Source organism: Chondrinema litorale, from assembly GCF_026250525.1.
GTDB classification, from domain to species: Bacteria; Bacteroidota; Bacteroidia; order Cytophagales; family Flammeovirgaceae; genus Chondrinema; species Chondrinema litorale.
This window is the reverse complement of sequence record NZ_CP111049.1, coordinates 23,612-47,981: the sequence shown is the minus strand read 5'-3', so window position 1 is coordinate 47,981 and position 24,370 is coordinate 23,612. Positions and strand designations below refer to the sequence as shown.

The following is a 24,370-nucleotide window of genomic DNA, read 5'->3' as shown; positions in this document are numbered from 1 at the left end:
ATTACTCTTTCCCAGAATTACTTACAAAAGCAATATGTTTACTGTCGGGTGACCAAGAGGGTACATTTATAGTACCTTGTCCACCGTAGAGGTAGGCGATAACTTTTGGTGCACCTGCAAAATCACCTTTTAGCAAAGGAACTAGTTTCAATTCTACCCTTTTATAAGAAGGGTGGGCGTCTACTTCAATATCTTCTGTAAAAGATAAATAGACCATCCATTTACCATCTGGTGAGATGTGTGGAAACCAGTTATTATATTGATCAAAGGTGAGTTGTTCTTTTTCTGAGCCATCTGGTTTCATCCTCCAAACCTGCATAGTTCCAGATTGGTTTCCATTGTAATATATGTATTTACCATCAGGTGAATATTCTGGGCCGTCTACATGAGTATTGTTGTTAAAAGTTAGTTGCGTTTCTTTCGAATCTTTAATACTTGCTTTGTATATATTAAAGCTCTCTGTTTCTCCTCTTTTAGCAACAAACACAACATCTTTATTATCGGCAGACCATCCATGCCAGTAAGAAGGTGTTTCTTCTGTAATTAATTTAGGTGTTCCTCCTTCAAGAGGCAAAACGTAAATGGTAGATCCACCTTCTCTCAATCCTTCGCGGTGGTGGCTAACTGCCAACATCTTTCCATCGAATGAAATCCCATGGTCGTTGTTATTATTGTTTGCAGTTCCAGTATTAATTTTTTCAAGACTTCCACCATCTACAGGAATAGTATAAATTCCTCCATCCATATTGAAAAGTATTTTTTTGCCATCGGGCATCCAGTTAGGAGCTTCAAAGCGGTCTTTTTTAGCAAAAATTACTTTTCGTTTTCCATCAAATACATTCATAGTTTCCATACGACAACCCAAAAAGCCACTTGTATACGGATCGTAATCTTTAATTTCTGGTTTATCTAACCTCACATTCCAGAATTTTCCAGCTACGGTTTCATTGGGATTGTGAGAACAGGTAAATAGTCCTGTTAGCAGCTTATCGGGCATATCTGGTAAAACTTGAGAACCAATAATTTGCAAAGGTTCACCATTGTGAGCACCACGCAATATAAATTCATCGCCTTTTCTTTCTAGCTGTAAAATTTGGTAATTTTTTTTAAGAGCAAAAATTTCATCTTGTGGATCGCGCATAAAAGCACCTTTTAGTTTCCTCCACTGCATTACAGTTAAGCCATCACCATGAAGTACTGCGCTTACATGAGCAGCATTATCTTCTTCGGATGCTCTAAGCATAATACCAATTTTCATATGAGGATCAGAACCTTCTTTCTCAAAACCCAGATTGGTAGTAAAGATAAAATCTCCCTCTACTGTGTTATACAAATAATGAAATTCATCTCTTTCAAACCAAATATTATAGCCAGAAGCATTTATGGAGTAACTCTGGTCTTCTGGATGATAAACAGATGATCCTGATATTTTTGGTTTGCCAATATCTTTGCTTTGGGGAAATAGTTTATCGGGCATTTGAGAATAGACTGTTTGCGTGCAAATCATAAAGATTGCAACTAGGTATAGTTTCATTTTCATAAATATTATTTTCTGCTTATATAACATTGAATATAATGATGAACAAATATTATATTCTAATTAATCCATTAAATAGTGAAAAAAACTTGCTGAAGCTAGAAAAATTAAGGAAAAATTAATGTTGGATTGGTGGTAAATTTTTTAATTTTAAAACAATTAAAAAGTAAAAAGATATTTCACAAAAATGTGAATATTCTAATATATTATAGGCTCCATTTACTCAATTACATATTTTCTGCATTTTTTAATTTTTTCTTGAACAGAAATACAAACTTTTAGTTTATAACAAACAAGTGACTAATTAAAAATTGTTACTTACTTTCTTTCGCAAAATATTTGAAATCATTTCTTTCTTACCCAGTATTATCCTATATTATAGGTATAATTAACTTTAATAATTTATGATTATAAGATAAATTTAATTGGAGGCGTATATATGGACTTTACTGTTACTATTTTTTATGGTTCAATTAGAACTAACAGAGCAGGTATAAGAGCAGCATATTATATCCAAAACAAATTGAAAGAAAGACAGGTACGGGTAAATTTTATTGATCCGCAAGAGTATCCATTACCTTTTCTTGATAAAATGTTTAAAGAATATGAAGCTGGTACAGCTCCTGAAACAATGCAAAAAATCGCAGATTTATTAGTTGCATCTGATGGTTTTATTATTGTAACAGGAGAGTACAATCATAGCATCCCACCAGTTTTAAAAAATCTTTTAGATCATTATCAATCAGAATACTTTTATAAACCAAGTGCTATTGTTAGTTATTCTGCAGGTGCTTTTGGAGGTGTAAGAGCAGCAGTTCATTTGCGCGCTATATTGGCTGAGTTAGGTATGCCTAGCATTCCCACAACTCTTCCAATACCCAAAGTATCGGTCAATTTTAATGAAAATGGAATAACAGATAATCAGTCAATTTTATTAAAAACTAAAAAATTTTTGGACGAGTTTGAGTGGTATTTAGAGGCCCTCAAAACTCAACGATTAAAACATGATAAGAGCTAATTACTATAATCACTCGGTTGTTTTCTCGATACTAACGTACATATTTTTTGGTAAATTCACTTAGGTTATTTTATCTATATAAAGTAATAGATGAGGTATTCATAAGCTTAGTTTTAAATGTTAGGAGTAGAATTACCATACAGTCTTAACTAAAGTATTAAGCATGAAAGAAACTAGCGAGCTTAGTTCTAAAAGCTATAATTTGATCGATTTCATTAGAAAGGTGAAAGAATCAAATAATTTTTATTTAATAGTTGATGAGTTAAAAGAAATTATTACTGCAAACTATACTTCAGATATTTGGAAAGAATATTTTGAAGAAAATAATCATTCACTAGATTTCAGTGGTAAAGATGCAAATAATAATACTTTTCAGCTTGATTTGCTAGACTTAAAAGATTCTTTTAGGAAAGGTGAACTCAATTTTTTTGATTGTGAGCTATATCTTCAGAAACAAAAGCTAGAGGATTACAATGTGTATTCAGATTTTGGCTTAGAACTGAATAATGGAAATTTTGCGGTTATTCTCATCTTCGAAGAACGAAATATTCTTGAGAAAAAGAAGGTTACGCTGAGTGTGAGAGAGGTAAACGAGTTGATGGATATTTTTGAAGTCTCAGCCTTGTTAAATATCAATACGGAAATTAGTAGCTTCTATACCAGTGATCAATTTAAAAAATATGCTGGAACAGATGAAGATGTAAACGAATTTTCTTTTCTAGAGGCAATCATTCATCCGGCTGATGTTAACTATGCTCAGCAGTTCTTTTTAATGCCAGGAAGTAAAACAGAAAAGAAAAATGCGGTTTTTAGAATTAAGAATACAGTTGGTACTTATCATTTTATCTTTTGTAAGGCTATTACATTTGAGATGGATGGAGAAGAAGGACAGGTTTTTATTTTTTCGAATTTACGTCCAGAAATAAAACTGGATATACCTCAACATAAAAATACTTCTTTTTTCTTTTCTGGAATCGATAGAAAGGTGCTTTTTCTGAAGAAGAAAAACATACAACAGATAGAAGCACATAATAATGCTGTAATTAGCGACTTTGCTCTAGCTGTAGAAGAAAAAGCCAAGATAGATAGTAGTATTGAACAGTGTTTAAAGCTAGGTGAAGCTGAATGCGAAGCCCAATTAAAATTAAGTGACGAAAAGCTTCAAAACTATAATTTAAAGCAAATTAGAATTAATTCAGACTCTGGAGAATTACTCGGCTTTTTTAGTTTGGTAAAACCTCTTCGGTTAAATAGAAAGAAATTAATACGAGAAGAAGAAGTATCAGCTTATCAGAAAATATTTAATCAACTAGAGAGTAGCATTATAGTCACCGATAAAAATGGATTTATAGAAATTTTAAATGATTCGAGCAAAAAATTATTCAACATACAAACTGGAGATAATTTTAAAAGCATTTATGATGCTTACGAATCAGAAATTTTGGTGCAAAATCTAAATTCAGCAATCGGTAATTCTACCATTGAAAATATCTGGAACTATACAAACCATACAGGTGAGCAAGTTACAATAAATACTAAAATTACACTTCTGGAACTTGCTAATGAGCATCAATTTTTGTTGCTAACAAATAATGATGTTACCAAACAGGAGAAAATTAAGCAAGAAAAGTTTAAAGTAATTAAAAACCTACAGAGCTCTTACCATAAGTTGCTTGAGTCTGAAAATAATAACTCGACTCAGTTAACACATTATGTAGATAATATTAAATGGCTCAAGTCTGAAAGGTCTTTACTAAATGCTTTTTTTAATAGTTTTTCTCATGCTGCATTTATAATCGATCAAGAACTCAGTATAAAATATTATAATGAGCAGGCGAACAAGCTCATTATGAATTTGAACGGAGTTTATTTAGGACGACATTTAAAACTAGACGAATACCATCTCCCATGTAAAAACACTTATTTTATAAAGTATGTAAGAGAAGCATTTACAGGTAAAAAGCTAAAGTTAATCAGCACTAATAAGATTCCGGGTTATAAGAAACCGCGTACCTACGAAATTGTGTTTATACCAATGAAAAATGTAGGTAGACAGAGTCATGAATTTATCTCATGCAACTTTACAGATGTAACAGATTCTCATAGCAGACAGATTCAGCTAAACATGTATGAAGACATCGTAAAAAATACCAGCGATGGAATTATTGTTACAAAAGCTGAACCGCTACACTCACCTGGGCCAGAGATTATATATGTAAATATGGCTACCGAAAAAATGACTGGTTACTATGCCGAAGAGTTGATTGGTAGAAGTCCACGAATTTTACAAGGTGAAAACACTGATAGAAAGGTGTTAGATAAAATTAAACTTGCCTTAATTAAAGGAAAACCTGTTAAAGAAGAACTGATTAATTATACCAAAGCTGGCTCACCATATTGGGTAGAATTATCTATTTCGCCTATTTATAATAAAATGGGAGAAGTAAGCTGTTATGTTTCGCATCAAAAAGATATTACCTCGAGGAAAGAACAAGAGCACGAGCGTTCGTCTATGATTCAGCATTTGCTCACTCAAAATGAAGAGTTAGAGCAATTTGCATTTATCACTTCGCATAACCTAAGAGCTCCTGTAGCTAGGCTATTGGGATTAACAGACATCATCAATACAGAATTAGCAAAAGGCAGCAATCCGCAAGATTTATTTAAACACATTGCAACTTCGGCAAATAATCTCGATGAAATAATTAAAGATTTAAATCATATTCTCGCATATAAGAAAAAAATTGGAGAGAAAAAAGAGCTTGTAGATTTTGAAGAGCAGCTAGATCAGGTAAAAATTATGCTGGATGTAAACATTAAAAATTCAAGTGCAAGAATTGTATCTGACTTTTCTAAATGTCCATCTATATTTTCAATAAAAAGCTATATCTTAAGTATTTTACAAACCCTTATTCACAACTCAATTAAATTTAGTAAACCTAAAATAGAGCCGAGAATATCTCTTAGAAGTTACACAAAACACAACAACGTATATTTAGAAGTAGAAGATAATGGAATCGGATTTCCATTACAGGTAACAGACAAAACCTTTAGGTTATATAAAAGATTTCATCCTGAAATACCGGGGAAAGGCATTAACCTTTTTCTTATAAAATCTCACATAGAGATGTTAAAAGGAAGAATGGAAGTTAAAACAGAAAAAGATATTGGAACTACTTTCAAAATCATTTTTCCATTGAAATAAATGAAAATAATTTTATTTCAACTAATTTCGATGAATGATTTTAAGGCGTGCTTGTATATATATAGTTTTCGGATGTCTGTTTTCGATTGTTGGGATGGAACAGACTGTGTTTGGACAACTTACTTCTACTCCGTATAACTTTTATAGCTTCGATTTAATAAAATCTGAAGGCTTATTTAAAGCTATTACAAAAGATAAATATGGTTACATTTGGATAGCTTCAGACGAAGGACTTACTAAATTTAATGGTAAAGAGACAGTTACCTATAAAAATAAATTCATTTCAGAATTTGCCAAAGCATTCATTACTCGCAAAAATGGAGATTTTTTGGTGTTGCACGATCATGGTTTAGAGCAAGTATTTATCAATGAAGATACCGTAACTTTTGCACCCTATTTCAATTTTGAACTCCATTACCCCAAATCTGTTTATGAAACCCTTTCAGGTAGTTTGTTTGTAGGTGAGTTTGATGGCATAACCGAAGTTACCAAAGGGGAGAAAATTAAGCATGAATTAGAAGGAGAAAATGCAATTCCCAGCCTTTTACGAACTTTCGTATTTGATGAAGATACCTACGGAAACCTTTGGGCAGTATCATACAATGGGAGATTGTATGCTTACAATCGTGGAACAAAATCATTTTTATTAAAAGAAATCAATATTGATGCGGCTAATGTAAATAGCTTGGTTTGTGTTGGCTATAATACTATTCTTTTAGGTACAACCAAAGGACTTTACAAAGTAGATATCACTCGCCAGCAGGAAATTACTTCTGTGCAAAAAATCTCTGATTCACTCAGAGATATTTCTGTAATGAAAGAGATAGAAGGAAAAATCTTGATTGGCACTTGGAACAATGGTTTTCTAATAATGAAAGAAAACGAAGGTACTTATCAAATAGAAACAGTAGAGGATATTCCGCATCCAGATGTGGTAGATATTTTTCTCGATAATGCCGGAGTCTGGATTGCCGGAAATGAAAATATTAGTTTCCTCGAAAATATTCCTTTTTCGAGCACTGCCATTAACGGGCACAAAAATCTGATACAATCGCTAGATGTAAGCGATAATAACCAACTAGTTGTCGCTGAAGAAAAAAACATCTATTTGCTAGATCAAACAAAAGTTGGATTACAGCTAAACTTTACTTACAGAACAAATAACTTTTTTATTAGAAAAGCACTCAAAAAAGACAACATTATCTGGATTGGCGATTTTGACGGAAGAGTTCATAAAATTGACATTAATACAAGTAGAATTGAATTAACTGAGCAAGTAGAAAAAGGTGGTTTGGGTATTGAAAGTATGCTGATTGATAGTAAAGGCAATGTTTGGGCTTGTGGTAATCCTAATGTTGGAGTAATGCGATATACAGGAGACGAAAAGAAATATTATAGCGCTCAATCCGCATTAAAACAATGTGTTGTAATTAGGGAAAACTTGCAAGGCGATGTTTTTACTGCGGGTAAAATTCCATCAACCATATTTAAATACAATGCAGTTACAGATAGTTTCGACAGCTTAATGTTAGTAGATGATTCTGAAAAGAAGATTGAAGAATTAACCATTAACGACATTGGTTTTTTAGGCGATAAAATGTATCTGGCAACCAACAAAGGCCTATATTTTACTAAATTTAACAAGGATAAAAAATATTCACTTGGTGAGCATCTAACAACCCAAAGAGTTGAAACTGATAATTTTACAGATGTAGAAGCCAAAGCAATTGCTATTTCTCAAGAAGGTATTATCTGGTTGGCAAATAATTATGGACTTATCAGATTGGAGAAAGATAATACAGTTACTTTTTACGACCGAACTCAAGGTTTGCCATCTAAAATTATAAAAGAGAGAAGTTTGGTTTTCGATTACACCCAGAAACTTTGGATTGGTACAGAAAAGGGATTGAGTTTTATTGCCAAACCAGATTTTCTTTCCAGACAGACCATTAAACCTCTTTTACAAAATGCAGGTATTAATAATATAATGCAAAGTATTTCTGGTTTTGCAGAAAATGAGACAGCTAAATTTTCTCTCCCTTATAATGGTAGTTTAGAGTTAAACTTTTTCACACCAAACTATCCAACTTCTCAATTAGTATATCAATATAGTTTAGTGGGGAATGATACAGCTATTACTACACAAAGTAATCAAAACTTGTATTCTATCTATAATTTAGAACCAGGTGAATATGAATTAAGTGTAAAGGCAAAGAAAGAGGCTGGATATTACTGGAGTGATGCATTAATAATAACGGTAATTATAGAATCTGCTTGGTATACAAGATGGTGGGTAATTACCTTGGCTATTTTGTTTTTGGGAGTATTAGCTGTTTGGTTTAACAGGTGGAGTAACCGACAGGTAATTAACCAAAAAACTAGACTTGAATCCATTGTAAGTGAGCGAACAGAAGAGCTAAATCAACAAAAAAATGAGCTGATAGATAAGCAGCAGAAGATTATAGATCAGAAAGACGAACTTTTAGCCAAGAACAATTCGCTTTACGAAACACAACATGCACTTACACATGCAGAACTTAAGTTTAGAGAATCTAAAGAAAAACAACTAGAAGACGAGCTTGAATACAGGAACAAACAGTTAACATCTCATACTTTAAACATTCTGCAAAAAAGTGAGCTGCTTGAAGAACTGGCTAAAAAAATCGAAGTGTTGATTGATGATGCCAAAGGTGATCCTTTTGAAGAGTTGAAAAAGATTAAAAAGTATATAGATAACAGTTTGCATCTCGAAAAAGATTGGGAAGATTTTAAACTCTACTTTGAACAAGTTCATACCAATTTTTATTCAAAGTTATCTATTAGCCATCCCAACTTAACCTCTAATGAATTGAGGCATTGTGCCCTCATTCGTTTAAACCTTTCGCTTACAGAATGTGCCTCTATTTTAGGAATTTCTACTGAGAGTGTAAAAATCTCTAGATTCAGATTAAGAAAGAAATTAGAGCTCCAAAACAACCAGAGTTTAACAGAATTTATCATGGCTATTTAACAGATGTGATAAAAAGGGGTCTTGTCAATTAAAAAATATATTTTCCCTTTTAGCTTAAAATTTGATGTTAACCATTTGTAATCTCTGATAATCAATAAGTTACAAATACTTACCTCTTTTTTAAATAATTACTGCAACCGAGTACAATGCTTCTGTGCGCTCCTAAAAGCACATTAAAGTGATGTTAGTTTTTTACACTATTGTGATAAAAATGCTAACTAATTGTAACCATTCTTCTTTGTGAATCCCCATTTTTTCTTACTAACATCGCCTCAACGAGCAAATTTTAATAATAATAAAACCTGTAAATATGAAAAGAGGATTAATTACCTGCTTTAGCAGTTTTCTAATTGCTATAATCTTTTCTTCAAATCTTATTGCGCAATCAACAGTAACGATTAGTGGAAAAGTAACTGATGCCACAGACAACTTAGGACTACCCGGAGTTTCTATCCAAGAAAAAGGAACTTCACGTGGAGGAATCACAGATTTTGAAGGCAACTATTCACTCACAGTAGAAGAAGGAGCCACCCTAATATTTTCTTATATAGGTTATTTACCTGTAGAAATCGAAGTGGGAACTCAAACCACAATTAACATTGCCTTAGAAGTAAATCCAACAGAACTTAGTGAAGTATTGGTAATCGGTTACGGCCAACAAGAGAAAGGCGATGTAACTGGTGTAGTGCAAGCGGTGGACGCAAAGGATTTTAATAAAGGTGCAATCGTTTCGCCAGACCAATTAATTACTGGTAAAGTAGCCGGTGTGCAAATCACTAGCAACAGTGGTGAGCCAGGTGGACAAACATCTATTAAAATTAGAGGTGGTACATCAATTAATGCGAGTAATGAGCCATTGTATGTAATTGATGGTGTGCCGATAGATAACTCACCTCATAATCCGGGAGGTTTTTCCAGTGGTAGAAACCCGCTTAACTTCTTAAACCCTTCAGATATTGAAACTTTCACAGTTTTAAAAGATGCTTCAGCAACTGCCATTTATGGTTCTAGAGGGGCGAATGGTGTAATTATCATCACTACTAAGAGAGGAAGTGCAGGAAGCAAAACATCAGTAACTTATGATGGTTACGTTTCAGTAGGTCAATTATCATCTAGCATTGATGTATTAAATGCAGAACAGTTTAGAAACGTAGTGACTGCAAAATCGCCATCTAGACTTTCAGTTTTAGGAGATGCCGATACCAATTGGTTCGATGAGATTTTACAAACAGCAGTTGGTCAAAACCATAACTTAAGTATTACTGGCGGTGGCGAAAATATGGGTTACAGAGTTTCAGTAGGTCATATGGATCAAGATGGTATCTTAAAAACATCTAACACACAGCGTACAAGTTTTTCATTAAACTACAATCACTCTTTATTGAATGATGCTTTAACAATCAACACAAACTTAAAGACATCTCTAACTAAAGATAGATTTGCACCAAACGTAGTTGGTTCTGCTTATGTATTTGATCCTACTCAAGCAGTTTATGATGAAAACTCTCAATGGGGTGGATATTTTGAATACGATAACGACCTTGCACCAGATAACCCAGTTTCTACCATAGACCAAACACAAGATTTTGGTGAAGCTTTCAGAAGTATCGGAAACATGGAATTTAGCTACAAAATGCCATTCTTAGAAGGCTTAAGTGCTAAATTGAATTTAGGTTATGACATTACAAACGGTGAAAGAGAGCGTTTCCAACCTTCTACTTTAAGAGGTCAGTCTTCTACCAATGGGGAATTGAGAAGAGAAGATTACAAAAGGCAAAACCTCTTGTTAGATGCTTATCTTAACTACAAGAAAAACTTAGAAAACATCAATAGTGATTTTGATGTAACCTTAGGTTATTCTTACCAAGATTTCGTAAATGAGTTTCCAAGTTTTAGAGCATGGGATTTAGATACAGATATTTTCGGCTTAAATAGCACAAGCCCTGCAACTGAATTTACAGCTACTACAAGTATTCAGGAAAACAGATTAATCTCATTTTTCGGTCGTGTAAATTATTCTTTTATGGATCGCTACCTTTTAACTTTAACTGTTAGAAGAGACGGTTCATCTAGATTTGGTGAGTCAGATCGTTGGGGTATTTTCCCATCAGCAGCATTAGCTTGGAGAATCTTAGACGAACCATTTGCTGAGCCACTTACCAAAGTATTCTCTAACTTAAAATTAAGAGTGGGTTATGGTATTACTGGTAACCAAGACATCGGAAACTATCGCTACTTAGCTACCTATACGCAAGGTGATGCAATGACCTCTTACCAATTTGGTGACCAGTATGTGACCACTTTAAGACCTAATGGTTACGATGCAGGTTTGAAATGGGAAGAAACATCTTCTTTAAATGCCGGTCTAGACTTCGGTTTCTTTGAAGGCAGATTAACTGGTGCGATCGAGTACTATCAAAAAAATACAAAAGACCTTTTATTTGATGTATCTGTAGCTGCCGGAGCTAACCTGACCAACATCATTCTTACCAACATCGGTGAAGTACAAAACAATGGTGTAGAGTTGAGCTTAGATGGTGTGGTGATCGACAAACCTAATTTCGATTGGAATTTAGCAGTTAACTTCTCTCATAACAAAAACGAGATTAAAGCGCTAGATCAAATCAACGATCCTAATTTCGAAGGTTATACAACTGGTGGTATTTCTGGTGGTGTTGGTAATAACATTCAGATTTTAAGAGTAGGAGAAGCAGTAAATGCTTTCTATGTGTACGATCATATTTTGGATGAAAATGGAGATCCTTTAGTAGATGGTGTAGACCACAACGGAGATGGAACGATCAACCTGGCAGATATGTACCAAAACATCAATGGCGATGAGCTGGTAAACGATAATGACAAGCGTCCTTACAAGAGCCCAGCACCAAATTTATTGTTTGGTTTAACCTCAGGTATGTACTATAAAAATTTCGATTTTAGCTTTACCATGAGAGGTAGCTTAGGAAATTATGCATACAATAATGTGGCTTCAAACAATGGATATTACAATAGAGTAATCACTGAGATTATCCCGAATAATATTCATACTTCTGCGCTGCAAACAGGATTCACATCACCACAATACTTCTCTGATTATTATGTGGAAGATGCTTCATTCTTAAGAATGGATAACATCACCTTGGGTTATACTGCAAAGCAGTTAAAAAATGTACAAATGAGATTGTACGGCACTGTACAAAACCTGTTTGTGCTAACTGACTATTCTGGCCTTGATCCTGAGTCAAACAACGGAATAGACAATAACCTTTACCCTCGCTCTCGCACATTTATTTTAGGTGTTAACATCAGCTTATAATCAAGATGAAAATGAAAAAAATTATATTTCCAATAATCACTTTGCTCATTTCAATGGCTGCGTGTACAGACCTAGATATTGAGCCAAAAAGTTCAGCTACTTCAGCAGTAGTGTTTAACGATGAGTCTTCTTATACTGCTTTTATTGCAAAAGTGTATGCAGGTTTGGCTGTTACTGGCCAGTTAGGACCAGCAGGCGATGCCGACATTAAAGGTATAGACGAAGGATTTTCTAATTATTTAAGACAGTACTGGCAGATTCAGGAATTAACAACCGAAGAAGCAGTAATTACTTGGGGCGACGAAGGTCTCGACGATCTAAATGCACATACTTGGACCTCTGCTAACCAGTTTATTACAGCCACTTATTACAGAATTTTCTTTCAGGTTTCTATGGCGAATGAGTTCTTAAGAGAAACTACAGAAAACAAACTAGATGAAAGAGGTGTAAGTGATGAGACGCGCGCTTTAATTCAAGAATATCGTGCTGAAGCCAGATTTTTAAGAGCTTTGAGCTACTGGCATGGTATCGACTTGTTTGGTAGCATTCCATTCTACACGGAAGAAACTGAAATTGGGTCAGATGCACCGCAACAAGCAGATAGAGCTACAGTTTTCAATTTCTTAGATGAAGAATTACAAGCAATTGAAGAAGATATGGTAGCTGCCGGTCAAAACGAATATGGTCGTGCAGATAGAGGTGCTTTGTGGATGTTACAAGCTAAATTGTATTTAAATGCGGAGGTTTACTCAGGTCAGCAAAAATATACAGAAGCTATTACTGCAACTAATAAAATTATTTCTTCAGGTGCTTATGCTTTAGAGGAAAGTTATGGAAGTAACTTTTTAGCAGATAACCACAACTCTGGCGAAATCATCTTTTCAATTCCTTTTGATGGAGAAAGAACCATTACTTGGGGGGGTATGACATACCTAGTTCACGCACCAGTTGGTGGTGATATGGACCCTGCTACTTATGGAATTGATGGTGGTTGGGCTGGTTTAAGAACAACCAAAACCTTTGTAAACCTATTCTCTGATGTAACTGGTTCGCTAGACACTAGAGCCATGTTCTACACAGAAGGTCAGTCATTAGAAATAGATGATCAGTTCAGTTTTACTGATGGCTATGCGATTCCAAAATTTAAAAATGTAGATGCGGAAGGTTTAGTGGGCTCAGACTTAACTCACCCAGATACAGACTACCCAATGTTCAGGTTAGCAGATGCTTATTTAATGTATGCAGAAGCAGTATTGAGAGGTGGTGCTGGTGGCGATCAATCTCAAGCATTGTCTTACATCAATGAGTTGAGAGATAGATCGTATACTACTGCTGCGGGTACTGTAAGCGCAGATAATTTAACACTCGATTTCATTCTTGATGAAAGAGCCAGAGAGCTTTACTGGGAAGGTCACAGAAGAACAGACTTGATTAGATTTGGAGAATACACTTCTATGGTTTGGCCTTGGAAAAAGGAAACCAAAGAGGGTCAGGCAAGTGAAGAATTTAGAGAGTTGTTGCCAATTCCGTCTTCTGAGTTGTTGGCGAATCCGAATCTTGAACAAAATGAGGGTTATTAATTATTCATCATCAGGAAAATGAAAACAAATATGAAAATCAATTATAACATATTACTATCCTTTCTGCTGCTAGTAGGCGTGTTTTCTTGTAGTGAGGATGAGTTAGATATAGACGCACTAACAGACTTTGCTCCCGGTATTTTAGAAATTACTCCCAGTGATGGAAATAAAGTAGTGAAAGGCGATTTCGATATTGTTGCCAAATTTGTTGATGGTACAGTTTCTCCATTGGCAGAAGGTACGCTTAAATTGATGGATAACGATGGGAATGAGATAGCATCCATCTCTAAATCATTATCTGGCATAGCAGATTCATTGGTGTTATCGGCTTCAGATTTTGATGCAGCATCATTAGAATTAGGTTTCTATCAATTATCTGCTACTGCAACAGACGTAAAAGGTCAAATTACTTCTTACGATGGAACCTTTGAGATTAGCAGTTTGCCTTATGCTGCCAATTATGAAGAAATGTACATGGCAGGTTCTTTTAATAGTTGGGGTTCATCTGAATTCGAGTTGACAGGGCCAAATACTTGGACTTTATCAGAAGTAACTTTAGATGGTGGAGAATGGAAATTGAAAAACTGTGCAGACTGGTGCGATCAAGACTGGGCAGACCCTGATGGTGATGGCATAGTAGAAAATACGACTGGCGGTGGTGCTAATTCTGCAAGTAGCCCAACAGGTTTATACAATGTGGTTTTCAACGATAATAATTTAACTATCACATTTGAGCCTGCGGTAACTTTTGCTCAGAATGTAACTAGTTTGTATTTGGTAGGTAGCATCAACGATTTCCAAGGATCAGATGAATATGCATTTGCACAAGTAGAAGATAACCTTTGGATTTTGGCTGAAGTGGAATTAGGTGCTGGTGATATTCTTAAATTCTCTGAAGGCCCTAACTTTGATGGTAAAAACTATGGGGATAACGAAGTGGATGGCGTTGCGGAATTGTACGGTTCTCCAATCACTTTAGCTGATGATGCAAACAGTGGTTTCTACGAAGTAGTTTTCAACGATAAAACACTCGAATATCAATTCAACTTCTTAAGATTTCCTTCAATTGGTATTATCGGTTCAGCTACTCCGGGTGGTTGGGATGCTGATACAGACATGCAAGATAATGGCGATGGTACTTTCTCTGTGACTTTAGAATTGGTTGATGGTGAAGCGAAATTTAGAGCCAATGATGCTTGGGATGTAAACTGGGGGGCAGCTGATTTCCCTAGTGGAATAGCGACTGCTGGTGGAGCAAATATTCTTGTAACTGCAGGTACTTACGAAATTACTTTTAGCCCAGAAACTGGTGAATATAGCTTTGAGCCTGCTACAGTAGACATCGGAATTATTGGTTCAGCCACTCCGGGGAGTTGGGATGCAGATACCGATATGCAAAAAAATGAAGATGGTACATTCTCAGTAGTGCTAGCTTTAACAGATGGCGAAGCGAAATTTAGAGCAAACGATGCATGGGATGATAACTGGGGAGCTGGAGATTTTCCAAGTGGTGTTGCCACTGCTGGTGGTGATAATATTCCAGTAACAGCGGGTATCTATCTGGTAACTTTCAATCCAACTTCTGGTGAATATGCCTTTACCGAAGTTTCTATTGGCATTATAGGTTCAGCTACTGCTTCTGGTTGGGATGCAGATACAAATCTAAGCATTGTAGATGCTGCTAATCCGGCAGTAGTTTCTGCAACAATGGATTTAACAGAAGGTGAGGCTAAGTTCAGAGCAAATGACGATTGGACTTACAACTGGGGAGCAGGTGATTTCCCAAGTGGAGTTGCCGAAGCCAATGGCACAAATATTCCTGTTACAGCAGGTACTTACGTAGTTACTTTTAATCTAAATACTGGAGAATATTCTTTCGATCTCCAATAATAATAGGAGCAGGTAGCTACGGTTACCTGCTTTTCTTTTCTTGAGAAGTATCTTACATCTGCCAAAAGCAGATTTATATAACATCCGGAAATCTTATAAATATGAAATTAAGGAAACAATTTCTATTACTGGCATTTTGTCTTTTTTTTCAGTTGAGTTATGGGCAAACGGCTTCAATAAAGTCATCTGTTGATGTAAAAGCATCAAATCAACAAATTACTGAGCAAAAAGAGTTACGAGTAGAACCTCCGAATTGGTGGTCTGGAATGAAAAATAACATTGTGCAATTGATAGTACATGGTGATAAAATTGCCGACTACACACCTTCCATCAATCAGAAAGGAATTACACTGGATTCCATACACAAAGCAGAAAGCCCTAACTATTTATTTATCGATTTGAGTATTGCACCAACGGTAACTACAGCTAGTTTCAATATCGATTTTTCTAAAGGAAACAAAGTAGCTTTTTCATATCCCTACCAAATACTAGAAAGAACTGCTAAAGGAGATACAAAGCAGGGTTTTGATAACACAGATGTAATTTACTTAATCACACCAGACCGTTTTGCCAATGGTAATACAGAAAACGATGAAGTGAAAGGTTACCTAGAAGGGCCAAACAGAGAGTTTATAGGAGGCAGACACGGTGGAGATATTGCCGGTGTATTAGAGCATCTGGATTACATTGCCGATATGGGTTTTACTGCACTTTGGTTAAACCCTGTGTTAGAAAATAACATGGAAAGTTATTCTTATCATGGTTATGCCATCACTGATTTCTACAAAGTAGACGATCGCTACGGAGATAATGATATGTATGTGGAGTTGAGCAAAAAGTGTAAGGAGAAAGGGATTAAGATTGTAAATGATATGATTATGAACCACTGCGGTTCACTACATTGGTGGATGAATGACCTACCTTTTAGCGATTGGGTAAATTATCAGAAAGAGGCGCTACAGAAAAACTTTAAACAAACAACGCATAAGAGAACCATTATACAAGACCCTTACAGTGCTAAAATAGACCAAAAAGAATTTTCTGATGGTTGGTTTGTACCAACAATGCCAGACCTGAATCAGCGCAATCCTTATATGGCTAAATACCTGATACAGAATACAATTTGGTGGATAGAGTATGCCGACCTCAACGGCATTAGAATGGATACTTATTCTTATCCAGATAAAGATTTTATGCGAGATTGGACTTGTGCTGTAATGGATGAATACCCGAATTTGAATATTGTGGGAGAGGAGTGGAGCTTGAATCCGGGATTAGTGGCGCATTGGCAAAAAGGAAAAGTTAATGCCAATGGTTATACTTCTTGCTTGCCAGCTTTGTTTGATTTCCCTCTACAAAGTGCCTTGGTCGATGGTTTAAACAGCGATGAGTCTGACTTTAGCGGAATGGCAAGAATTTATGAAATGCTTGCCAACGATTTTATCTATGCTGATCCTTCGAACTTGGTGGTTTTCCCAGATAACCACGATATGGATAGATTTTTCACCCAAGTAAACGAAGATTTCGACTTGTTTAAACTGGGTATGACTTACGTGCTCACCACACGCGGAATTCCTCAAATTTACTATGGTACTGAGATTTTAATTACCAATGATGTTAGAAATGATCATGGAGTAATTAGAGCAGATTTTCCAGGTGGTTGGGAGAATGATACTGTTAATGGCTTTACTGAAAAAGGACTTACAGAACAACAGAAGGAAGCACAGCAATTTGTAAAAAAACTCTTGAATTGGAGAAAAAATAATGATGTGTTTGATAATGGAAAACTCATCCATTATGCACCAAAAGAAGGGGTGTATGTCTATTTCAGATATACAGATAATGAAAAAGTAATGATTGCGCTAAGCAAAAACGAAGAAGATGTAGCACTTTCATTAGATCGATTTAATGAGATTTTACCAAAAGATATGATAGGGAAAGATATTTTCACTGGGGAAAAACTGGAATTGAAAGACAAGCTAACAGTTCCAGCAAATTCACCATTGATTTTAGAAATATCTGACTCAGGAATTTAAAGATTCAAAATGCATATACAAGTAGTAAGTTGTCGAAAGTGACGTAGAGGAGATGGGAATTATTTACAGGTATTTTTCATTTTGCTCACTTTCATAACAATTAATGAAAGAACGGTTTCCTAAGCTGTTCTTTCTTTTTTTATATTTAGATATGAAGATTGTAACATGGAATTGTAATGGAGCCTTCAGAAATAAATATAAAAATATAGCAGAGTTAGATGCGGATATTTACATTATTCAAGAATGTGAAAATCCGGAACAAACGCGTGATACAGCTTACAAAACTTGGGCTTCTAACTATTTATGGATTGGTGATTTAAAACACAAAGGGTTAGGAGTTTTTGCAAGAAATGGAATTCAGCTAACATCATTAAACTGGCCAGAAGAGTATGAGAATCACAGAGTAAAATATTTTTTACCAGTTTCAATCAATCATGATTTTGATTTATTGGCAGTTTGGGCACATCAAAATAAATCTCCAACTTTCGGTTACATCGGTCAAGTTTGGAAATACCTTCAAGTGAACAAAGACAAACTAGACAAAACAATAATTGCTGGAGATTTGAACAGCAATTCCAGATGGGATGTTTGGGATAGATGGTGGAATCACTCCGATGTATTAACGATTTTAAGTGATGCAGTAATTGAAAGTTTATACCACCAGTTTTATCAGGAAAAACAAGGAGAAGAAACCATGCCCACTTATTTTCTTCATAGAAAACGAGAGAAAGCCTACCATATAGATTATATACTGGCTAGTCAAGGTTTTAGAGAGAAATTGATTTCACTAAGTGTAGGTGAATTCAGCAAATGGATAACTATTAGCGATCATTTACCAATGGTTTGTGAGCTTGACTACAAGCTTTAATTTTACCATCCTCCTTTTTCATATAAATCTAAAAACGAAGCTGCGGATAGATTGAAAAAATCGACAAGAAAGTGAGCGAAAATTATCCATCTTAAACTCTTTGTTTTTATAAAAACCAAACTCCAGACAAGTCCCATAATAAATGTAGAAATTACAGTAGTAAATCCGCTGTTTAGCTCAGAGTTCACTCCAAAAACCATATGATTAAGCGAGAACACAGCACTTGTAAAAATTATACTTTGCCATTTTTTCCAGTTTTGTGTGTATTCAACTAGCAAACCCCGCCAATAAAATTCTTCTAACCATGGGTTGATTAGTGCCAATAAAATCCAAGGTAGCCATACCTGCCAAGTACTAAGTGTATCGTGGTGAAATATAAATAAAGGGAGTGGAAGCAAGCCAATAAATAAAGCTAGCAGATTCCAAGCGAAAGAGTTTTTGGGTTTTGCTAACCAATTTTTGATTGTTTCTTTACCGGCATATCTAATTACCAAATAAAGAAAAAGCACCCATTCTATTAATATTATCGGAATAAATGCCCATTTCCCAATGATTTGCCCAAAGAGAAAGGCATTTACAAAATTGATAGTAATTATTAAAAATGGAGATAGTAATACTGTTTGTTGTTTAGTTAAATTCACTTAGCTGGTTAAAAATGTTTGTGTAATATTAAACTTTTCTCTGTAAAGATTCAGGTAATTTTTTTAATAGAACAGATTTTTCAGGTTTGCTTTTAGAATAGAGTAATACTTCATTTCCATCAAATTTATCTGGGTTTAATGATTTAGTAGTATTCTGGTATCGTGTGTGATCAACAGTATAGGAGTATTTTATTTTATATATAGGATTATCATTTATTTTTATAGAAGTTGCTTCCATATCAACGAATACTGCATCTGTTTGCGAGAAGTTTTTTAATATAGAAACGACACTAAACATTTGCTTAAATGTATTGCCGATAGAGACTAATCCGATAATGGGAAATATGAGTATAATTACTATAGTAAAGTCAAAACTCGAATGGTTTACTACATCAATTCTTGATATGTTTGGATTATCTATGGCATATTCTATTGTAACTTTATCATCAGCATCATATAAGTATCCTGATGCTGTGGAATTACCCAAATATGTTTCTCCATTAGCTTCAAAATCATAATAATAAATATCAGTGTTGTCTGTGTACTTTACCTTCTTGATTTTTGTCTCAGTCTTATTAGTTTTATTCATCCAGAAATGAAAACTATTTAAATCAATATCTGGGTTTGTGGTATATAGAATAGTTGAACCAACTACAAAAAATATTAAGCCTGTTATAAATGTTTGATCAATAAATAAAAAGTTAATTCTATCTAGTAATGATACTTTAATATAAGACATTCTCAGTGATATAGATTAAAAGAAATTTTGGTATTAAGTGGTAAATAGGTTTATATTTTTAGAAAAAAATAATATAAATCGCCGTTTTCTCCTACAACACACTATCCATTTTTTTAAATGCTTTTCCAAATTAAAGTTTTGCTTAGATACAGTTGAGAATACTCTATCAAATTCATTTCTGTATTGATTTTTCAAGAAAACTGTAAGCTTTCTGGATAGATTACTTATAATATATTCGAAGCGAATTGCAATTTGATCTCTTGTGCAAATCTTACTTTTTGAAGTAACTTGCTGCTTTTGCTCAATATCTTCTGCGAGTCCAAGTCTTATATGAAATTCCAAATTACTACTGTTTAATAAGATGCTTCATCTAATAAACATAGGTAGTTGAGATTCATTTTTGTTGAGGAACTAAATTTTTAGCGGTTGGGGATAATTCTATATTAATTTTTTCTTTGACTCTTAAAGGAAATTCATTCTCAATGATATGATAATTGCGATCAGATTGATTTTTTAAAATCCATTCAGCATCTGGATCATTTTTACCATAATAATTAGTAACTTTTGTAATAGCCATATGTATGTATGATAAAGTACCCATTAATTCTAAGTAAGACTCAAATGAGATATTACCATCAATTAAGATTTGTATTTCAGAATTTAATCTAGTTGTTCTATTTTTTATTATATATTTTTTGATATAATATTCAATTGAAAATAAATCGGTTGTATCATTATTTAAAATAAATTGGGAGTCTGATATCATATCAACTTTAATAATAGAATCTATTTGGCTGTCTCTGTATTCTAAACAATTTTCACAGTAACTAATGTCGTAATGAGTATCAGCTTTAGAAAAAGCTACAATAGACCTATCTGTCAAAGAGATTTGCTCATAATTTTCACTTTCTTGAATAATTGCATATTCAATTTTATATCCTTTTGAATGTAACTCATAGATAATGGGTATAATAGTTTGAATAGGTATATTCTTATTAATATATGTCCAAACAGTTTGTCCTTTTTTTTCAGGAAGTCCCCAAGTGCCATCATTTCGAAAACTTAGATTATTATTATTGAACATTAATACTGGAGTTAAGCTATCTAGCCCAATTAGCAGTTCATTTTCATAATTCTTTGGAAATTCAGTATATGTTTCTACTAAACTATAATTAAGTGGTAAAGAATCGTAAAAATCATTGAACTTATTATCTAAGTAAGATTTTGAAGTTTGACAATCATTATGTGGTACTAGTAATAAAGTATGAATATCATCTTTCATAATTACTGTTCCGTTGTCATCAATTCTGTATTGATATTTACAGTAAGAATCAACCCATACAAATCCAATAGAATCATCTTCAAATTCAATTAAGGAACCCAAAAAATCATGATTATCTGACCAAGGATCATCATTGATAACCATGACATTATCTTTGATATTCCAAGTTTGAAATTGTAGGCTACTATCGTTCCATATTAAATGATAGTGCCCATTTAAAGTGGGACCTGAACAAGAAGATATGATTGTAAAAACTATCAATAATTGGAATAATTTGTATTGACTCATTGATATAAAAATCTGTAAAATACTAAATTTCGCACGAAATTAAGTATTTTCCATATATCTTCACTTCACCTTAACAATGCCATTTTTATAAAGATTTAGGGCATCGGTAAGAATTGAGTTAATGGTTTTAATGGGTAAATCTTCTTGGGCATTTACTCTAAATATTTTCATTCGAGAGCGGGTTCCTTGTTCGAGTTTTGGGTGTTTTAAATGCTTGCCTTCTACCATTAAGATATAAGGTTCATCCGTTTTTTTATCTGTCCACAAATAGCAAAACATCTTCTTTTTATAGCAGAAGCAGGGCATGCCCCACTTCCGCGTTTCAGTAATGTTTTCGTCTTGTTTAAGAATAATGCTTCTTAAAGCCAATAAACAACTTTTGTTAGGTTCTTCTTTGTTAAGATAGTAGCTGTCTAAATCTTGAGTCATGTTAAAATCTATTTGATAGCAATTAAGAAATCTACTTCGGCATTGTTGGGATTTTGTGCTTTTTCGCCAAAAACCTCAAAATCGGCAGTAAAAGCTCGGTCTAAATCCATCTGCCATATTTTAGCCCATTCATTTACGATTAAGCCTTTACTAAGATCACCTTTTGCTGATAGTTTTACATAATTTCCACCTTCGAAATTTTTGCCTACCATTCCTTCTGGTACTTCTTCCAGATTATCCACTTTGCAACCTAAAACAGCGGTATAGGGCTGAGTATGGTCGCCTTCGTATTCTGTATAAAGTGAATAAATGGTATTGTCTACCTTATTCGGGATTTTGTGCAGCAGACTTTCACCCATAAATTTTTGCCATAGCTCCGCAATTTCTTGGGTTGCCAAATTATTTTCATTCGTAGTTTTTACAGCAATTCCAATGAGGTTGAAAGGTTCAATTTTTACGTTTTGCATGATTTAAATTTTTAGTTTCACAGCAAACATAAATTGACCTTATGTCAAAGGTATGTCAGGGGTGGGTTTGTATTTTTCGCGACACTGATCTAAGTATTCTTGCAAGGTGATTTTGTGAGGTTCAAAATGCTGATTGGTGATCTGCAAATTTTGAATTCTATCTAGCCTAAAAGCTCTAAAGTCGTTTCTCTTCAAACAAAAGGCAATGAGTATCCAATTATCTTGTGTGGTGTATAAGGCAAAGGGTTCTATAAGTCTTTCGTTTTGCTGATTTTCTAAAGAAAGGTAATTGATTTTTACAATCAGGTTATTGGCAATGGTAGATTGTAGCTTTATAAGATAATTACTAGTTTTCTCATTGGCTTCATTATTTCTAACCTGCAAGCGCTGTGAAATTAATTCTGCCTTGGTTTGTTGATTAAACCTCAACACAGATTTTACCTTCGTAACTGCATTTTGATATTGCTCTGCCAACGACTGATCTTTGTTTTTAAGAATTAACTGCTCTGCTGTAATGAGGGCATGGGCTTCGTCTTCGGTAAACATTACTGGAGGTAGCTTGTAACCTGCCATTAATGAATAACCTTTGCCTTCTTCTGTTACTATGGGAATACCAGATTGCTCTAGGGTTCTTATATCTCGATAAACCGTTCTGATACTTATCTTATGCTTTTCAGAAATTTCTCTGGCAGTTAATAGCCTTTTCGATTGCAATTGGGTAATAATTGCCGTTAGCCTTGCCAGTCTGGGTTTATCTTCTGCCATTTTGAATTTATTTATGCCAATATTGCTCTACTGAAATAACTTTTTGTGTGAAAGGATATGCATAATAAGTACACTCAATAGTACTATCAGAATCTATTGTGTTGATGTCAAAAATTAAACTTTCAGAGCTTCCAAGTCTTTTTGCATTTGATACTTTAATTCCGTTATAGGATTTTAAAATATCAATAATTTTTAAACTATCCTTTTCAAACTCAATACGATTTAGCGCATAGCATTTATCAATATCACTATTTAAGAAGTCTTCGTCACTTACTTGTTGCAAAAGTGTATCTAATCTAATTTTAATAGTCTGACCGTGGGTATTAAAACAATCATCGTCGAATGTAAAAAGAAAATTCATAGTAACACTTTCAGATAAATCTTTTTTGTATGAGCAAAAGCCACAATCTATAGTTGTTACCTCAAAACCCCAACTGGTTAGATCTTCTACAGTTGTATTTGGGTTAGTTTCAAAAAGATTGGTTTTCAGTTCTTTCCTATTATTACATGATATTAAACTTATGAATAGAAAGAGTGAGAGATAAAATTTCATTTCTTATTCTGTATAGCAATAATAAAAGTAGTTAAAACAAAAGGAATTGCAATGTCAGCAACCAAAAGACAGATGAAAGCAATTATATTATAGGTTTTAATTAGTTGAATTGACGTTCTATTGAAAGTACTAATACATTTTCATCATTTTTAAATAACACGCCTCACCCTAGGCTAATTAAGATTTAACTTTTTCAATTTTTCAGAAGCTAAATTTCTGATCTTCTTGCTATAAATATTGCTATTTAATTCATTCAAAAAAGCAATATTATTAGTTCTGTAGATCATTAATCTTATGAGATTATGATCACCGAATTCAATTGTTTTAATAAATAAATCATGAGTTAATTCTTCTTGAAGAAGCCTTCTATTAATTGCCTCACGATCGATAAGCTTAACTGCCCATTCACCAAACAACTTAAATTTTTTCTCAATAATTCTGGATTGCTCTTCTGAGATTTTTGAAGATAAATAAAGGAGTTTTACTGCTGAACCAGCCATGGAAATATCTGGTTCAGCAGTAATAATTTCAAGAAAGTTATTAATCTCATAATTTGAAAAATTAATCTTATTCTCTATCCAATTTCTTAAAGTAGCATACCGGTAATGTTCAGTATTTTCATCTCTTCCATTTTGGTAATCAGCTAGTTGAGATGTGAAATTCTTTTCATCTAGAATTTTATATTCAATCCATTTTTGTGTGTATCCTAGTTCTTCAAGATTCATGCAGTTAAATTATAGAATAGG

The 24,370-nt window shown here is 34.0% G+C and carries 17 protein-coding genes; 8 read left to right on the top strand and 9 right to left on the bottom strand.

What is annotated here, in order from left to right; all coding sequences use genetic code 11:
* Position 1 precedes the first annotated feature (1 nt).
* Positions 2 to 1,540 carry a TolB family protein gene (locus tag OQ292_RS28600; protein ID WP_284687728.1) on the bottom strand — a complete coding sequence of 513 codons (1,539 nt, stop codon included), beginning with the start codon at positions 1,538 to 1,540 and terminating at the stop codon, positions 2 to 4.
* 436 nt (positions 1,541 to 1,976) lie between these two features.
* Here OQ292_RS28600 and OQ292_RS28595 point away from each other — a divergent pair, with 436 nt between their 5' ends.
* The 8 genes from OQ292_RS28595 to OQ292_RS28560 all read left to right on the top strand — a co-directional run bounded on the left by OQ292_RS28595 (position 1,977) and on the right by OQ292_RS28560 (position 18,460).
* A complete protein-coding gene (locus tag OQ292_RS28595) occupies positions 1,977 to 2,555 on the top strand; it encodes an NADPH-dependent FMN reductase (protein WP_284687727.1) in 579 nt (192 codons plus the stop codon).
* Positions 2,556 to 2,718: 163 nt separating this feature from the next.
* Positions 2,719 to 5,760 carry a PAS domain S-box protein gene (locus OQ292_RS28590; RefSeq protein ID WP_284687726.1) on the top strand — a complete coding sequence of 1,014 codons (3,042 nt, stop codon included), beginning with the start codon at positions 2,719 to 2,721 and terminating at the stop codon, positions 5,758 to 5,760.
* Positions 5,761 to 5,794: 34 nt separating this feature from the next.
* Positions 5,795 to 8,770: a ligand-binding sensor domain-containing protein gene (locus OQ292_RS28585; protein WP_284687725.1), complete on the top strand. Its 2,976-nt coding sequence runs from the start codon at positions 5,795 to 5,797 to the stop codon at positions 8,768 to 8,770.
* A gap of 310 nt (positions 8,771 to 9,080) precedes the next feature.
* Positions 9,081 to 12,086, top strand: a complete 3,006-nt coding sequence (locus tag OQ292_RS28580) for a SusC/RagA family TonB-linked outer membrane protein (RefSeq protein ID WP_284687724.1) — start codon at positions 9,081 to 9,083, stop codon at positions 12,084 to 12,086.
* Positions 12,087 to 12,097: 11 nt separating this feature from the next.
* Positions 12,098 to 13,666 carry a RagB/SusD family nutrient uptake outer membrane protein gene (locus OQ292_RS28575; protein WP_284687723.1) on the top strand — a complete coding sequence of 523 codons (1,569 nt, stop codon included), beginning with the start codon at positions 12,098 to 12,100 and terminating at the stop codon, positions 13,664 to 13,666.
* Between the two features lie 30 nt (positions 13,667 to 13,696).
* Positions 13,697 to 15,556, top strand: coding sequence for a cadherin repeat domain-containing protein (locus tag OQ292_RS28570; RefSeq protein ID WP_284687722.1), 1,860 nt, complete (start codon positions 13,697 to 13,699; stop codon positions 15,554 to 15,556).
* 101 nt (positions 15,557 to 15,657) lie between these two features.
* The gene (locus OQ292_RS28565; RefSeq protein ID WP_284687721.1) at positions 15,658 to 17,592 is read left to right on the top strand and encodes a glycoside hydrolase family 13 protein; all 1,935 of its coding nucleotides are present in this window, start codon (positions 15,658 to 15,660) and stop codon (positions 17,590 to 17,592) included.
* A 151-nt stretch (positions 17,593 to 17,743) separates the two neighbouring features.
* Positions 17,744 to 18,460 carry an endonuclease/exonuclease/phosphatase family protein gene (locus tag OQ292_RS28560; protein ID WP_284687720.1) on the top strand — a complete coding sequence of 239 codons (717 nt, stop codon included), beginning with the start codon at positions 17,744 to 17,746 and terminating at the stop codon, positions 18,458 to 18,460.
* Between the two features lie 2 nt (positions 18,461 to 18,462).
* Here the strand turns inward: OQ292_RS28560 and OQ292_RS28555 are convergent, their stop codons facing one another.
* From OQ292_RS28555 to OQ292_RS28520, 8 genes are all read right to left on the bottom strand, one after another.
* Complete coding sequence (locus tag OQ292_RS28555; RefSeq protein WP_284687719.1) at positions 18,463 to 19,101, bottom strand: CPBP family intramembrane glutamic endopeptidase; 639 nt, start codon at positions 19,099 to 19,101, stop codon at positions 18,463 to 18,465.
* Between the two features lie 28 nt (positions 19,102 to 19,129).
* A complete protein-coding gene (locus OQ292_RS28550; RefSeq protein WP_284687718.1) occupies positions 19,130 to 19,840 on the bottom strand; it encodes a hypothetical protein in 711 nt (236 codons plus the stop codon).
* Between the two features lie 394 nt (positions 19,841 to 20,234).
* Complete coding sequence (locus OQ292_RS28545; protein WP_284687717.1) at positions 20,235 to 21,410, bottom strand: hypothetical protein; 1,176 nt, start codon at positions 21,408 to 21,410, stop codon at positions 20,235 to 20,237.
* A 60-nt stretch (positions 21,411 to 21,470) separates the two neighbouring features.
* Positions 21,471 to 21,839, bottom strand: a complete 369-nt coding sequence (locus OQ292_RS28540) for a DUF1801 domain-containing protein (RefSeq protein ID WP_284687716.1) — start codon at positions 21,837 to 21,839, stop codon at positions 21,471 to 21,473.
* Positions 21,840 to 21,847: 8 nt separating this feature from the next.
* Complete coding sequence (locus OQ292_RS28535; protein WP_284687715.1) at positions 21,848 to 22,306, bottom strand: GyrI-like domain-containing protein; 459 nt, start codon at positions 22,304 to 22,306, stop codon at positions 21,848 to 21,850.
* 39 nt (positions 22,307 to 22,345) lie between these two features.
* The gene (locus tag OQ292_RS28530; protein ID WP_284687714.1) at positions 22,346 to 23,071 is read right to left on the bottom strand and encodes a helix-turn-helix transcriptional regulator; all 726 of its coding nucleotides are present in this window, start codon (positions 23,069 to 23,071) and stop codon (positions 22,346 to 22,348) included.
* 7 nt (positions 23,072 to 23,078) lie between these two features.
* On the bottom strand, positions 23,079 to 23,624 hold the full coding sequence (locus OQ292_RS28525; RefSeq protein WP_284687713.1) for a hypothetical protein: 546 nt from the start codon (positions 23,622 to 23,624) through the stop codon (positions 23,079 to 23,081).
* Positions 23,625 to 23,797: 173 nt separating this feature from the next.
* Positions 23,798 to 24,349 carry a hypothetical protein gene (locus tag OQ292_RS28520; RefSeq protein WP_284687712.1) on the bottom strand — a complete coding sequence of 184 codons (552 nt, stop codon included), beginning with the start codon at positions 24,347 to 24,349 and terminating at the stop codon, positions 23,798 to 23,800.
* Positions 24,350 to 24,370: the final 21 nt, after the last annotated feature.